Below are 14,654 nucleotides of genomic sequence, written 5' to 3'. Positions count from 1 at the left end.
TCGCGCCGGACCGCTCAGTACGACTTGGGCAGGCCCAGGCTCTGGTGGGAGACGTAGTTGAGGATCATTTCCCGGCTCACCGGTGCGATACGTGCCACGCGGGCCGCGGTGATGAGCGAGGCGAGCCCGAACTCCCGGGTGAGGCCGTTGCCACCGAGGGTGTGCACGGCCTGGTCGACGGCCCGCACGCAGGCCTCGCCCGCCGCGTACTTGGCCATGTTGGCGGCCTCGCCCGCGCCGATGTCGTCCCCCGAGTCGTAGAGAAGGGCCGCTTTCTGCATCATCAGCCGGGCCAGCTCCAGGTCGATGTGGGCCTGCGCCAGGGGGTGGGCGATGGCCTGGTGGGCGCCGATGGGGGCCTTCCAGACCGTACGCTCGCGGGCGTACTCGACGGCCCGGCCGAGGGCGTAGCGGCCCATGCCGATCGCGAACGCGGCCGTCATGATCCGCTCGGGGTTCAGCCCGGCGAACAGTTGCAGCAGCCCGGCGTCCTCGTCGCCCACGAGCGCCTCCGCGGGCAGCCGGACGTCGTCCAGGGTCAGCTCGAACTGCTTCTCGGCAGCGTTGAGTTCCATGTCGATGGGGTGCCGATGGAAGCCCTCGGCGTCCGTGGGGACGATGAACAGGCAGGGCTTGAGGCTGCCGGTGCGGGCGTCCTCGGTGCGGCCGACGACGAGCACGGCGTCGGCCATGTCGACACCGGAGATGAAGACCTTGCGGCCGGTGAGCAGCCAGTCGGTGCCGTCCCGGCGGGCCGTGGTGGTGATGCGGTGGCTGTTGGAGCCGGCGTCGGGCTCGGTGATGCCGAAGGCCATGAGCCGGGTGCCGTCGGCGAGGCCGGGCAGCCACCGCCGCTTCTGCTCCTCGGTGCCGAAGCGGGCGATCACCGTGCCGCAGATGGCGGGTGACACGACGAGCATGAGCAGAGGTGAGCCGGCGGCGCCCAGTTCCTCGAGCACGATGGAGAGTTCGGCTATGCCGCCGCCCCCTCCCCCGTACTCCTCGGGCAGGTTGACGCCGAGATAGCCCAGCTTGCCCGCGTCGGACCAGAGTTCGGCGGGGGGTTTGCCCGCGGCGACCGTGCGGGTGACGTAGTCGCGGCCGTAGCGCTTGCCGAGGGCGGCTACCGCGGCGCGCAGGGCCTTGTGCTCTTCGGACTCGATGACGCTGGTCATGGGGCTCCTAGGAAGGGATTTCCTGCACTACTGCCAGGACCGTGCCCGGCTCGACCTGCTGTCCGGGCCTGGCGTGCAGGGCGGTGAGGGTCCCGGCGGCCGGTGCCGAGATCAGGTGCTGCATCTTCATCGCCTCCACCCATATGAGCCCCTGGCCGGCCCGCACCGTCGCGCCTTCGGCCAGGCCCTCGGCGATCCGGACGACCGTGCCCGGCATCGGGGCCACCAGGGAGCCGGGGGCGAGCCGGGCGACCGGGTCGGGGAAGCGGGGCAGGGCGGTGAGGCGCGTGGAGTTGACGTGGACCTGGTCGCCGTAGCGGGCGACGGTGAACTTCCGCCGTACGCCGTCGATGTCCAGGACGACCAGCCGGGCGTCGGCGTGCACGACCCGGACCCCGTCGGCGGCGAGGCCGTCCCGGGTGTGCCGGTAGCGGACCTCGTGCTCCTCGCCGCCCATCGCGTACCGCTTCACCTGCGGCTGCGAGGGGACGTTGCGCCAGCCGCCGAACCGGGAGCGGCCGTGGGCGTCGGCGAGGGCGGCGGCCAGGGGGGCGTACGGGTCGTGGGCGGGCGTGGTCAGCGCGCCGAGGTGGCGGTCGTAGAAGCCGGTGTCCATGCGGGCCGCGGTGAACTCCTCGTGCCGCAGCGAGCGCACCAGCAGGTCCCGGTTGGTGACCGGGCCGTGGATCACGGCCGACTCCAGCGCGCCGGCGAGCCGGCGGATCGCCTCGGCCCGGGTGGGGGCGTGGGCGACGACCTTGGCGAGCATGGCGTCGTAGTGGACGCCGATGGTGTCCCCGTCGGTGTAACCGGTGTCCAGGCGGACGCCGTCCGGTACGGCGAGCCGGTGCAGGGTGCCGGTCTGCGGGGCCCAGTCACGGGCCGGGTCCTCGGCGTAGAGGCGGGCCTCGACGGCGTGGCCGCGCGGGTGCGGGGGCTCGGTCCCCAGGGCGTGGCCCTCGGCGATCCGGATCTGCTCGGCGACCAGGTCCAGCCCGAACACGGCCTCCGTGACGGGGTGTTCCACCTGGAGGCGGGTGTTCATCTCCAGGAAGTGGGCGCGGCCGTCGGCGACCAGGAACTCGACCGTGCCAGCGCCGGTGTACGACACGGCGCGGGCGGCGCGTACGGCCAGCGCGCGCAACTCCTCCGCGAGCCCAGGAGTGAGCCCGGGCGCCGGGGCCTCCTCGACGACCTTCTGGTGCCGGCGCTGGAGGGAGCAGTCGCGGGTGCCGAGCGGCCAGACGGTGCCGTGGGCGTCGGCGAGGATCTGCACCTCCACGTGCCGACCGCGCTCCAGGTACGGCTCCACGAACACCTCGCCGTCACCGAAGGCGCTCGCGGCCTCGGCGCGCGCGCCCTCCAGGGCGGCCCGCAGCTCCTCCAGGCGGCGCACGATCCGCATCCCGCGCCCCCCGCCGCCCGCCGCCGCCTTCACCAGCACCGGAAGGTCCGTCTCGGTCACCTCGGCCGGGTCCAGCGGGGCGAGGCCCATCAGCCGTTTGGCGCGGGTCTTGGACGCCATGGCCTCGATGGCCTCCGGCGGCGGGCCGATCCACACCAGGCCGGCGTCCCGCACGGCGCGGGCGAAACCGGCGTTCTCGGAGAGGAAGCCGTAGCCCGGGTGCACGGCGTCGGCCCCGGCGGCCAGGGCCGCCTGCACCACCCGGTCGCCGCGCAGGTAGGTGTCGGCGGGCGCCGCGCCCGGCAGCCGTACCGCCGTGTCGGCCACGCGCGCGTGCAGCGCGTCCGCGTCGGCGTCGGAGTGCACCGCGACCGTTCGGATGCCCAGCTCACGGCAGGTGCGGAAGACGCGGCAGGCGATCTCGCCCCGGTTCGCGACGAGCACACTGGAAATCATGGGGTCCCTCACATCCGGAAGACGCCGAAGCCGCCGCGCGCGCCCTCGTAGGGCGCGGTGTGCAGGGCGGACAGGCACAGGCCGAGGACGGTACGGGTGTCGCGCGGGTCGATGACACCGTCGTCGTACAGCCGCCCGGACAGGAACATCGGCAGCGACTCGGCCTCGATCTGCTGCTCCACCATCGCGCGCAGGGCCGCGTCCGCCTCCTCGTCGTACGGCTGCCCCTTGGCCGCCGCCGACTGCCGGGCGACGATCGACAGCACGCCCGCGAGCTGCTGCGGGCCCATGACGGCGGACTTGGCGCTGGGCCAGGCGAACAGGAACCGGGGGTCGTAGGCCCGGCCGCACATGCCGTAATGTCCGGCGCCGTACGACGCCCCCATGAGCACCGACAGATGGGGCACCCGGCTGTTGCTCACCGCGTTGATCATCATCGAGCCGTGCTTGATGATCCCGCCCTGCTCGTACTCCTTGCCGACCATGTAGCCGGTGGTGTTGTGCAGGAACAGCAGCGGGATGTCGCGCTGGTTGGCGAGCTGGATGAACTGGGCGGCCTTCTGCGACTCGGCGCTGAACAGCACGCCCTGGGCGTTGGCCAGGATGCCGACCGGGTAGCCGTGCAGGGCGGCCCAGCCGGTGACCAGGCTCGTGCCGTACAGCGGCTTGAACTCGTCGAAGTCGGAGCCGTCCACGATCCGGGCGATCACCTCGCGCGGGTCGAACGGGATCTTGAGGTCCTCCGGGACGATGCCGAGCAGTTCCTCGGGGTCGTACTTCGGCGGCTCGGCCGGGCCGGGGTCGGGGTGGGCCTTGCGGTGGTTGAGGCGGGCCACGACGCGGCGCGCCTGGCGCAGCGCGTCCGGCTCGTCCAGCGCGAAGTAGTCGGCGAGCCCGGACACGCGCGCGTGCATCTCGGCGCCGCCCAGCGACTCGTCGTCGCTCTCCTCGCCGGTGGCCATCTTCACCAGCGGCGGCCCGCCGAGGAACACCTTCGCCCGCTCCTTGACCATGATCACGTGGTCGGACATGCCGGGGATGTACGCGCCGCCGGCGGTGGAGTTGCCGAAGACGACGGCGATGGTCGGGATGCCGGCCGCGGACAGCCGGGTGAGGTCGCGGAAGATCGCCCCGCCGGGGATGAAGATCTCCTTCTGCGACGGCAGGTCGGCGCCCCCCGACTCCACCAGGCTGATGCAGGGCAGCCGGTTGGCCAGGGCGATGTCGTTCGCGCGCAGCGCCTTGCGCAGGCTCCAGGGGTTGCTGGCGCCGCCGCGCACGGTCGGGTCGTTGGCGGTGATCAGGCACTCCACGCCCTCGACCACCCCGATCCCGGTGACGAGGGAGGCGCCCACGGGGTACTCGCTGCCCCAGGCGGCCAGCGGGGACAGTTCCAGGAACGGGGTGTCGGGGTCGAGCAGCAGCTCGATCCGCTCCCGGGCGAGCAGCTTGCCGCGCTTCCGGTGCCGGGCGACGTACTTCTCGCCGCCGCCCGCGAGCGCCTTGGCGTGCTCGGCCTCCAGGCCGGCGAGCTTGGCGAGCATCGCCTCGCGGTGCGCGCGGTGCTCGGGGGCGGCGGGGTCGACAGCGGTCCGCAGGACGGTCACAGCAGGGCCTCCGGGATGTCCAGGTGGCGGGAGCGCAGCCATTCGCCGAGGGCCTTGGCCTGCGGGTCGAAGCGGGCTTGCGCGGCGACGCCGGCGCCGAGGATGCCCTCGACCACGAAGTTGATGGCGCGCAGGTTCGGGAGCAGGTGCCGGGTGACGGGCAGGTCCCGGCTCTCGGGGATCAGCCGCCGGAAGGTGTCGGCCGTCAGCGTGTGGGCGAGCCACCGCCAGGCGTCCTCGGAGCGGGCCCACACCCCGACGTTGGCGTTCCCGCCCTTGTCCCCGCTGCGGGCGCCGACGACCAGACCGAGCGGCGCCCGCCGGGCCGGCCCGGCCGGGAGGGGTTCCGGGAGGGGCGGGTCCGGTACGACGGCCAGGGGGCGCGTCTGCCGGGGCGGGGGTACGGGGACGCGGCGGCCGTCGTGGAGCACGGCCACGTGGGAGACGGACACGGGGGCGGTGGGTACGGTGCCCATGTCGGGAGCGGGCTCCTGTGTGGCGGCCACATGTGTGGCGCCCACATGGGGCACGTACACATCCTCGAAGACCCCATAAGGTGAGCCCTTCCCGGGTGGGGCCAGCACATGGAAGCCGGGGTAACTGGCCAGCGCCAGCTCCACCGCGGCCCCGCTCAGCGCGCGCCCCACGACCTGCTGGTCCGGGTCGCGTACGACGAGCCGCAGCAGCGCGCTGGCCGTCTCCTCGGTGTCCGCGTCGGCCCGGTCGGTGCGCACCAGCTCCCACCGCACCTCGCTGGGCGGCGACTTGGCGAGCGCGTCCGCGAGCTGCTCGCGCACCAGCGCCGCCTTGGCCTCGATGTCGAGCCCGGTGAGGACGAAGACGACCTCGTTGCGGAAGCCGCCGAGCCGGTTGAGCCCGACCTTGAGCGTGGGCGGTGGCGCCTCCCCTCGCACCCCCTCGATCCGCACCCGGTCCGGCCCCTCCTGGACGAGCCGTACGGTGTCCAGCCGGGCCGTGACATCGGGTCCGGCGTACCGGGCACCGCCGGTCTCGTACAGCAGCTGGGCGGTGACCGTGCCCACGTCCACGAAGCCGCCCGTGCCGGGGTGCTTGGTGATCACGCTGCTGCCGTCGGCGTGGATCTCGGCGAGCGGGAAGCCGGGCCGGCGTACGTCCCCCTCGGCGAAGAAGGCGTAGTTCCCGCCGGTCGCCTGGGTGCCGCACTCCAGCACGTGTCCGGCGGCGACGGCGCCGGCGAGCCGGTCGTGGTCGTCCGGCCGCCAGCCGAAGTGCGCGGCGGCCGGCCCGGTGACCAGCGCCGCGTCGGTCACCCGGCCGGTGACCACCACGTCGGCGCCCGCCCGCAGGCACTCGGCGATGCCGAAGCCCCCGAGGTAGGCGTGGGCGGCGAGAGTGCCGGGGTAGGCGGCGGTCAGGTCGTCGCCCTCGACGTGCGCGACCCGCACCGGGATGCCGAGCCGGTCCGCCAGCCGCCGTATCTCCCCCGCTAGTCCGGCGGGGTTGAGGCCGCCCGCGTTGGTGACGATCCGCACGCCGCGTTCGTGGGCGAGGCCCAGGCAGTCCTCCAGCCGGCGCGGGAAGGTGCGGGCGTATCCGGCGGACGGGTCCTTCAGCCGGTCGCGGGCGAGGATGAGCATGGTGAGTTCGGCGAGATAGTCACCGGTGAGGACGTCGACCTCGCCGCCGGTGAGCATCTCGCGCAGGGCGTCGGAGCGGTCGCCGTAGAAGCCGGAGAAGTTTCCTATGCGCAGCGGTTTCACCGGGCGGCTCCCTGTGCCGGGCGGTCGGACTCCTCGGCCCTGCCGTCGGCCCGCCGCGCCGGCCCGTCGGCCGCCGTGCGCGGGCGGCCGGTGCCCGGCGGGCCCGCGAAGGCCTGGGCGATGCCGAGCCAGCGGTCGGCGTCCGGGCCCGTGGCCGTCAGGGCGAGGTCGGCGCGGTGGGCGCGCTGGGTGACCAGGAGGCAGAAGTCGAGGGCGGGGCCGGTGACGCGCTGCGCGGCACCCTCCGGGCCGTACGCCCACACCTCGCCCGAGGGCGCGAGCAGTTCGACCCGGAACTCCTCGGCCGGCGGGGTCAGCCCGCGCACCCCGTAGGCGAAGTCGCGGGTGCGTACCCCGAGCCGGGCCACATGCCGGAGCCGGTCGGTGGGTGGGCGCACCACACCCAGGGCGTCGGCGATGTCCAGGCCGTGGGCCCAGGTCTCCATGAGCCGGGCCGTCGCCATGGAGGCTGCCGACATGGGCGGGCCGTACCAGGGAAAGCGGGCGCCGGGCGTAGCGGCGAGCAGTGCCTCGCGCAGGGCGGCGCGCCCGGCGCGCCAGGCGGCCAGCAGGTCGGCGGGCGGGAGCGCGGCGCCCTCCTCGGCCCCCTCGTCCACGAACGAGCCGGGGGCGGCGAGCGCCTTCTCCACCAGCGCCCGGAAGGCATCCGGGTCGGTGACGGCGAGCAGTGCCGAGCGGTCGGTCCAGGAGAGGTGCGCGATCTGGTGGGCGACGGTCCAGCCGGCCGCGGGAGTCGGCAGCTCCCACTGCTCCGGCCTCAACTCGGCCACTAACAGGTCGAGTTCACCGCTCTCGGCACGCAGGTCGTCGATGACGGGCGTCGGGTCGGCCATGGGGGGAGCATGGCAGCGCCGCGTGAAACAATCAAGCGTGCTTGCATGATTCAGGCCGTCGTCACATCGCTTCCAGCGGTGGGTAGACCGGCTCCCAGCGGGCCGCCCGCACCGTCGCCCCGACATCGTCCAGGGCGGCCCGGGCGACCCCCTCGTCCATCGCGGCGCGGGCCACGGCCACCGCGACCGCCTCCGACGTGGCGCGCAGCTCGCGGATCGGCGGGAGGAGGGGCGCGTCCAGCCGGGAGACCTCCGCGTCGGCGGTCCGGCGGGCCACCGCGTCGGCCGCCGCGCGCAGCATGCGGTCGGTGACCCGCGAGGCGCGGGCGACGATCGTGCCGAGCCCGAGGCCGGGGAAGACCAGCGCGTTGTTGGCCTGGCCGATCTCGTACGTCGTGCCGTCCCGCCGCACCGGCGGGAACGGGCTGCCGGTGGCCACCAGCGCCCTGCCGTCGGTCCAGTCGAGCAGGTCGGCGGGGGTGGCCTCGGCCAGGTCGGTCGGGTTGGACATGGGCAGGATGATCGGGCGCCGGGTGTGCCGGGCCATCTCGCGGACGATCTCCTCGGAGAACGCGCCGCCCTGGCCGGAGGTGCCGATGAGAGTGGTCGGGCGGACCCGGCGGACCACTTCCGCCAGCGGGACGCCGGGCAGGTTCTCGTCCCGGTGCCAGCCGTCGGTCTCGGCGGCGGGGCGGGCGTACGGCCGCTGGGCGTCGCCGAGCCGGTCGCCCTGGTCGTCGGTGAGCAGGCCGTACCGGTCGACGCACCAGAAGCGGGCGAGCGCCTCGGCCTCGGACAGGCCCTCGGCGATCAGGGCGTCCCGCAGCTGGTCGGCGACGCCGGTGCCGGCGGTGCCCGCGCCGAAGACGACGATCCGGTGCTCGGGCAGGGGCACGCCGGCCGCGCGCACCCCGGACAGGACGGCGGCGAGGTTGACGGCGCCGGTGCCCTGGATGTCGTCGTTGAAGGTGCGGACCCGGTCGCGGTAGTGGTCGAGGATGCGGCGGGCGTTGGCGGTCCCGAAGTCCTCCCAGTGCAGCAGGGCGCCGGGGAAGAGCCGGGTGGCGGTGGTGACGTAGGCGTCGATGAAGGCGTCGTAGGTGTCGCGGTCGACGCGGGGGTGGCGGTTGCCGAGGTAGAGGGGGTTGTCGAGGAGTTCCCGGCGGTTGGTGCCGACGTCGAGCATGACGGGCAGGGTGCGGCGCGGGTCGATGCCGGCGGCGGCGGTGTAGACGGCGAGCTTGCCGACCGCGATGTCGATGCCGCCGACGCCCCAGTCCCCGATGCCGAGGATGCCCTCGCCGTCGGTGGCCACGATCAGGTCGACGTCGCCCGCGCCGAGGCCGCTCGCGCGCAGGGAGCGTTCGATGTCGCCGGGGGCGTCCACGGAGAGGTAGATGCCGCGCGGGCGGCGGTACTCGGTGCTGTAGCGGCGGATCGCCGTGCCCACGGTCGGGGTGTAGACGATGGGCAGCATCTCTTCGAGGTGGTCACCGACGAGCCGGTAGAAAAGCACCTCGTTGCGGTCGTGCAGCGCCGTCAGGTTCACGCTCTTGGCCAGGTCGTCCGGCTGCTGGCGGAACTGGCCGTAGGCGCGCTCGGCCTGCTGGTCCTGGGTGAGCACGCCGGGCGGGACCAGCCCGACGAGGTCCAGGGCCCGGCGCTCCGCCTCCGTGAACGCCGTACCGCGGTTGATCCGGGGATCGCCGAGCACGGCACGCCCACGGGCGGTGACCTTCATGAGCCCACTTTTACACGGGGCTGACTTTTCTGCGCTGTTGAACGACCACTTACAGTGACGATCGTGGACTACTGCCCCTCGGCCGGCAGCGCGGCCTTGCCCCGGCCTATCTGGGTGCGGACCGCGCCGATGCTCGCGGCGATGACCAGGGCGATGGCCGCCGCCTCGGCGGGCTTGAGGGACTGGCCCAGGACGAGGAAACCGGCCGTGGCGGCGATGGCGGGTTCCAGGCTCATCAGGATGGCGAAGGTGGAGGCCGGCAGGCGGCGCAGGGCCAGGAGTTCGAGGGTGTAGGGCAGGACCGAGGAGAGCAGGGCCACCGCCGAGCCGAGGGCGATGGTGGTGGGGTTCAGCAGGCGGGTGCCGGCCTCGGCGATGCCGAGCGGGAGGAAGAGCAGGGCGGCCACGGCCATGGCCAGGGCCAGGCCGTCGGCCTGGGGGAAGCGGCGGCCGGTGCGGGCGCTGAAGACTATGTAGGCCGCCCACATGGCGCCGGCGCCCAGGGCGAAGGCGACGCCTATGGGGTCCAGATTGCCGAACCCTCCGCCGCCGAGCAGGAAGACGCCCGCGAGGGCGAGGCCGGCCCAGAGCGCGTTGAGCGCGCGGCGGGAGGCGAGGACGGACAGGGCCAGCGGGCCGAGGACTTCGAGGGTGACCGCCGGGCCCAGCGGGATACGGTCGACCGCCTCGTAGAACAGGCCGTTCATCGCGCCCATGGTGATGCCGAAGACGATCACCGTGCCCCAGTCGGCGCGCGAGTGGCCGCGCAGCCGGGGGCGGCAGACCAGGAGGAGGACGATCGCCGCCGCGACGAGGCGCAGGGTCACCACGCCCAGCGCGCCCGCCCGGGGCATCAGGGTGACCGCCAGCGCGCCGCCGAACTGCACCGAGATGCCGCCGGCCAGCACCAGCCCGACCGGACCGAGGGAGCCGAACCGGCCGGGAGTGCGTGGAGCGGACGCCCCTGGTGACGAGGGGGACGCTGGTGACGTCGAGTTCGCGGCGCTGGGGGTGTTGACGGTGCTCACGGCGGTCCCGGTGCTGGATCGGATCAGATCATGTACATCTCCATGTACTACCGAGTCCAGGGTAATAGACTCCGTCAGGGGTGTGAACCCTTTATGGAACTGACCTGGATGGTGCGTCCCTGGGCCGAGGGAGAGCCGGGCCCCGGTCACCGGGTGCCGTCCGCCCGGTCCAGGGCCTGTGCCAGTACCTCCGCCAGGTGGCGGCCCCGGACGCCGGCGAGCTGGTCCAGCTGGGTGCGGCAGGAGAAGCCGTCGGCCAGGATCACCGTGTCCTCGGACGCCTGCCGCACCGCGGGCAGGAGCTGCTCCTCCGCGCAGGCCCGGGAGACGTCGAAGTGGCCTTTCTCGAAGCCGAAGTTTCCCGCCAGGCCGCAGCAGCCCCCGCTCAGTTCGCCGGTGAGACCGGCGGCGGCGCGCAGCCGGCGGTCCGCGCTGTCGCCGAGCACCGCGTGCTGGTGGCAGTGGGTCTGCCCGGCCACCGGACGGTCGACGGCGGGCGGGGTCCAGTGCGGGGCGTGCCGCTCCAGGGTTTCGGCGAAGGTGAGGACAGCGGCGGACAGCCGGGCGGCCCGCGGGTCGTCGGGCAGGAGTTCCGGGAGGTCGGTGCGCAGGGCGGCGGCGCAGCTCGGCTCCAGGACGACGACCGGCGCCCCCGCCCGCAGCACCGGTTCCATCAGGTCCAGGGTGCGGCGCAGCACCGTACGGGCGCGGTCGAGCTGGCCCGTGGAGACGTAGGTCAGGCCGCAGCAGACCCGGGCCCGGCGGGCGGTGAGCAGCGCGGCGGCCGACCTGCTCCTGCCGTCGCCGATCGTCCCCTCGCGCGGCAGCAGCGTCGGCGGGAGCGCCACCCGCAGCCCGGCCGCCTCCAGCACGCGGACGGCGGCCCGCCCGACGGACGGTGCGAGGTGCTCGGTGAAGGTGTCGGGCCAGAGGACGACGAGGGTGCCGGGGGTGGGAGGGGGCGCGGGGGCAGGGACCGGTGTGGGGATGGAGGTCGGAGTAGGGGCGGGGGCCGGAGTAGGGGCGGGGGCCGGAGTGGGCGTGGAGGTGGGGTGGTCGCCGGCCACGGAAGCCGGACGGCCCCCCGCGCCCTCGGTCGGCGAGCCCCCTGTTCCCCCGGACGACGAGCCCCCCGCACCCCCGGCCGGCAAGCCCCCTGTTCCCCCGGACGACGAGCCCCCTGTTCTCCCGGACGACGAGCCCCCCGCACCCGGCGCCGTCGGCCTTCGCTTGCGCCACCACGCGGTGAACGTCTGGGGCGCCAGGCGGGGGATGTCCCGTTCCGGGGCTGTTCCGGCCAGGTGTTTGCCGAGGCCGGCCAGGGGGCGGACGGCCGCCAGGGTGTTGAGCAGCGGGGCCAGGTGGGCGCGGGACGCCCAGCGGAGCCATTCCGGGAGGCGGCCCATGCTGTGGTGGGCGGCCGGGCGGCGGCGGCCGGCGTAGTGGTGGTACAGGAACTCCGCCTTGTAGGTGGCCATGTCCACTCCGACGGGGCAGTCGGAGCGGCAGCCCTTGCAGGACAGGCACAGGTCGAGGGCGCCCAGGACCTCACGGGACTGCCAGCCGTCGGTGACCAGGTCGCCCGCGAGCATCTCGTGCAGCAGCCGGGCCCGCCCCCGGGTGGAGTGCTCCTCCTCGCCGGTCGCCCGGAAGGAGGGGCACATGACGGCCGGGCCGGAGACGGTCGTCGTACGGCACTTGGCCACGCCGACGCAGCGGCGGACGGCCGCGCCGAAGTCGCCGCCGTCGGCCGGATAGGCGAAGGCCACGTCGACCGGCCGGCGGGGCAGTACCGAGAAGCGCAGGTTCTCGTCCAGCCGGGCCGGGCGGACCAGCATGCCGGGGTTGAGGAGGTCGTCCGGGTCCCACACCGCCTTGGCCCGCTCGAACAGAGCGACCATGTCGGCGCCGTACATCCGCGGCAGCAGTTCCGCGCGGGCCTGCCCGTCGCCGTGCTCCCCGGACAGGGAGCCGCCGTGGGCCACGACCAGGTCGGCCAGTTCCTCGGAGAAGCGGCGGAAGCGGCCGACGCCTGACTCGGTGAGCAGGTCGAAGTCGACGCGGACGTGGATGCAGCCGTCGCCGAAGTGGCCGTACGGCGTGCCGCGCAGTCCGTGGGCGGCCAGCAGTGCGCGGAACTCGCGGAGGTACCCGCCGAGGCGGGCGGGCGGGACCGCGCAGTCCTCCCAGCCGGGCCAGGCCTCGGAGCCGTCGGGCATCCGGGTGGCGGTGCCGGCCGCGTCCTCGCGGATGCGCCACAGACTCCGCTGGGCGGCCGGGTCGGTCACCACCAGGGAGTCAACGACATCGGCCGCGCGCACGACCTGCTCCGCACGCGCGCGGGCCTCGGCCGCAGTCGCCCCGCCGGTCTCCACGAACAGCCAGGCGCCTCCCCGGGGCAGCCCGGCACCGGCCGGCACCAGGTCGGCGGCCATGCCCTCCACCGTGAGCGGGCCGAGCGGCAGCAGGCCCGCGGCAGCCTCGGCGGCGGCGCTCTCGTCGGCGTACGCCAGCACGGCCAGCGCCCGCGCGCGGGGGCTGTCGACCAGGCGGACCACGGCCTCGGTGAGGATGCCGAGGGTGCCCTCGGAGCCGCAGAAGGAGCGGGCGACATCCGCGTCCTTCTCGGGCAGCAGCGCGTCCAGCGCGTACCCGGAGATCCGGCGGGGCAGGTCCGGGAATCCCGTCCGCAGCCGGGCCAGTTCTCCCTCGGCCAGCTCGCGCAGCCCGTCCGGGGCGCCCGCCCACCCCTGCCCGAGCCGCAGCCGCCGCCCGCGCGCGGTGATCACGGACAGCTCCCGCACGCTGTCCGCGGTCGTGCCCCAGGCGACCGAGTGGGAGCCGCAGGAGTTGTTGCCGATCATTCCGCCGAGCGTGCACCTGCTGTGCGTGGAGGGGTCGGGGCCGAACCGCAGTCCGTGCGGGGCGGCGGCCTCCTGGAGCCGGTCCAGGACGAGCCCCGGCTGCACGACGGCCGTGCGGCTGCCCGGGTCCAGCTCCAGCAGAGCGGTCATGTGCCGGGTGAAGTCCAGCACCACGCCCGTACCCGTCGCCTGCCCGGCGATGGACGTGCCGCCGCCACGCGCCACCACCGGCACCCCGCGCTCCCGGCACACCTCCAGCACGGCGGCCACGTCGTCGGCGTCTGCCGGGGCCACGACGCCCAGCGGGACCCGCCGGTAGTTCGACGCGTCCATGGTGACCAGCGCCCGGGCGGTCACATCGAACCCGACCTCGCCCCGGACGGCCTTGCGCAGCGCCCTCGCGAGCGCGGCGGCATCCGTGACATCCGTGTCTCCGATGCCCCCGCTGTCCCCGATGTTCCCTGCGACATCCCCACGATCCGTCATGCGTCCAGGATGCATCCGGCCACGCACAGTCACGGAAAGTTTTCCACAGGCGCGCACTAATAGTCGTACGACATCACAAGTCCACGACCTGGTGATCTCGTCTCATCGAACGGACAGAACTCCACCCGGGCTTCTCCCAGCGGCTAACCTCCTCCCGTGGCCGACATCCAGATTCCCGCTGACATCAAGCCCGCCGACGGACGTTTCGGCGCGGGCCCCTCGAAGGTGCGGACCGAGGCGCTGAACGCCCTCGCCGCCACCGGCACGTCCCTGCTGGGCACCTCCCACCGTCAGGCGCCGGTCAAGAACCTGGTCGGCAAGGTCCGCGAGGGCATCTCCGAGCTGTTCTCCCTGCCCGAGGGCTACGAGGTCATCCTCGGCAACGGCGGCTCCACCGCCTTCTGGGACATCGCCACGCACGGCCTGATCGAGAACAAGTCCCAGCACCTGAGCTTCGGCGAGTTCTCCTCCAAGTTCGCCAAGGCGGCCAAGCTCGCGCCCTGGCTGGCCGAGCCCACCGTCATCGCCGCCGACCCCGGCACCCACCCGGAGCCGAAGGCCGAGGCGGGCGTCGACGTCTACGCCTTCACCCACAACGAGACCTCCACCGGTGTCGCCATGCCGATCAAGCGGGTAGCCGGCGCCGACGAGGGCGCGCTCGTCCTCGTGGACGCCACCTCCGGCGCGGGCGGCCTGCCGGTCGACATCGCCGAGACCGATGTCTACTACTTCGCGCCGCAGAAGTCCTTCGCCTCCGACGGCGGCCTGTGGATCGGCGTGTTCTCCCCCGCCGCGATCGAGCGTGCCGAGCGCGTCCACGCCTCCGGACGCCACGTCCCGGAGTTCTTCTCGCTCCCGACGGCGATCGACAACTCCCGCAAGAACCAGACGTACAACACCCCGGCCCTCGCCACCCTCTTCCTCCTCAACGAGCAGCTGGAGTGGCTGAACGGCCAGGGCGGTCTCGCCTGGTCCACGGCCCGCACGAAGGACTCCTCGACCCGCCTGTACACCTGGGCCGAAGAGTCCAAGTACGCCACCCCGTTCGTCTCCGACCCGGCCAAGCGCTCCCAGGTCATCGGCACGATCGACTTCGCCGACGAGATCGACGCCGCCGCCGTCGCCAAGGTGCTGCGCGCGAACGGCATCGTGGACACCGAGCCGTACCGCAAGCTCGGCCGCAACCAGCTGCGGATCGCGATGTTCCCGGCGATCGACCCGGCGGACGTCGAGGCGCTGACGAAGTGCGTGGACTACGTGATCGAGAAGCTCTGACTTCTCGACCTACGAACCGAA

9 protein-coding genes are annotated in these 14,654 nt (G+C 73.8%); 1 reads left to right on the top strand and 8 read right to left on the bottom strand.

All coding sequences use genetic code 11. The features are described from left to right. Nucleotides 1-14: 14 nt before the first annotated feature. The 8 genes from Srubr_RS33760 to Srubr_RS33725 form a co-directional block, all read right to left on the bottom strand. A complete protein-coding gene (locus tag Srubr_RS33760) occupies nt 15-1,175 on the bottom strand; it encodes an acyl-CoA dehydrogenase family protein (RefSeq protein ID WP_189992345.1) in 1,161 nt (386 codons plus the stop codon). A gap of 7 nt (nt 1,176-1,182) precedes the next feature. Then, the gene (locus Srubr_RS33755; RefSeq protein ID WP_189992347.1) at nt 1,183-3,036 is read right to left on the bottom strand and encodes an acetyl/propionyl/methylcrotonyl-CoA carboxylase subunit alpha; all 1,854 of its coding nucleotides are present in this window, start codon (nt 3,034-3,036) and stop codon (nt 1,183-1,185) included. Between the two features lie 8 nt (nt 3,037-3,044). Beyond that, nucleotides 3,045-4,643, bottom strand: coding sequence for an acyl-CoA carboxylase subunit beta (locus tag Srubr_RS33750; protein ID WP_189992349.1), 1,599 nt, complete (start codon nt 4,641-4,643; stop codon nt 3,045-3,047). Then, nucleotides 4,640-6,385 (bottom strand): acyclic terpene utilization AtuA family protein, encoded by a 1,746-nt coding sequence (locus Srubr_RS33745; protein ID WP_189992351.1) that lies wholly within the window; start codon nt 6,383-6,385, stop codon nt 4,640-4,642. Before Srubr_RS33745 ends, Srubr_RS33750 begins: the two co-directional genes overlap by 4 nt. Then, entirely contained in the window at nt 6,382-7,239 is an 858-nt protein-coding gene (locus tag Srubr_RS33740) for a TIGR03084 family metal-binding protein (RefSeq protein ID WP_189992353.1), read from the bottom strand. Before Srubr_RS33740 ends, Srubr_RS33745 begins: the two co-directional genes overlap by 4 nt. Nucleotides 7,240-7,300: 61 nt before the next feature. Continuing rightward, the gene (locus Srubr_RS33735; protein WP_189992355.1) at nt 7,301-8,980 is read right to left on the bottom strand and encodes an NAD-dependent malic enzyme; all 1,680 of its coding nucleotides are present in this window, start codon (nt 8,978-8,980) and stop codon (nt 7,301-7,303) included. A gap of 68 nt (nt 8,981-9,048) precedes the next feature. Continuing rightward, complete coding sequence (locus Srubr_RS33730) at nt 9,049-10,008, bottom strand: EamA family transporter (RefSeq protein ID WP_229926561.1); 960 nt, start codon at nt 10,006-10,008, stop codon at nt 9,049-9,051. Nucleotides 10,009-10,154: 146 nt separating this feature from the next. Next, nucleotides 10,155-13,358 (bottom strand): FAD-binding and (Fe-S)-binding domain-containing protein, encoded by a 3,204-nt coding sequence (locus Srubr_RS33725; protein WP_189992357.1) that lies wholly within the window; start codon nt 13,356-13,358, stop codon nt 10,155-10,157. Between the two features lie 156 nt (nt 13,359-13,514). Between Srubr_RS33725 and serC the strand changes: the two genes are divergently transcribed. Further along, nucleotides 13,515-14,633 (top strand): phosphoserine transaminase, encoded by a 1,119-nt coding sequence (serC, locus tag Srubr_RS33720; protein WP_189992359.1) that lies wholly within the window; start codon nt 13,515-13,517, stop codon nt 14,631-14,633. Nucleotides 14,634-14,654 lie beyond the last annotated feature (21 nt).

Origin of the sequence: Streptomyces rubradiris, from assembly GCF_016860525.1 — a bacterium.
Classification (GTDB): domain Bacteria; phylum Actinomycetota; class Actinomycetes; order Streptomycetales; family Streptomycetaceae; genus Streptomyces; species Streptomyces rubradiris.
The sequence above is the reverse complement of the archived record's forward strand: the minus strand, read 5'-3'. Positions and strand labels throughout refer to the sequence as shown.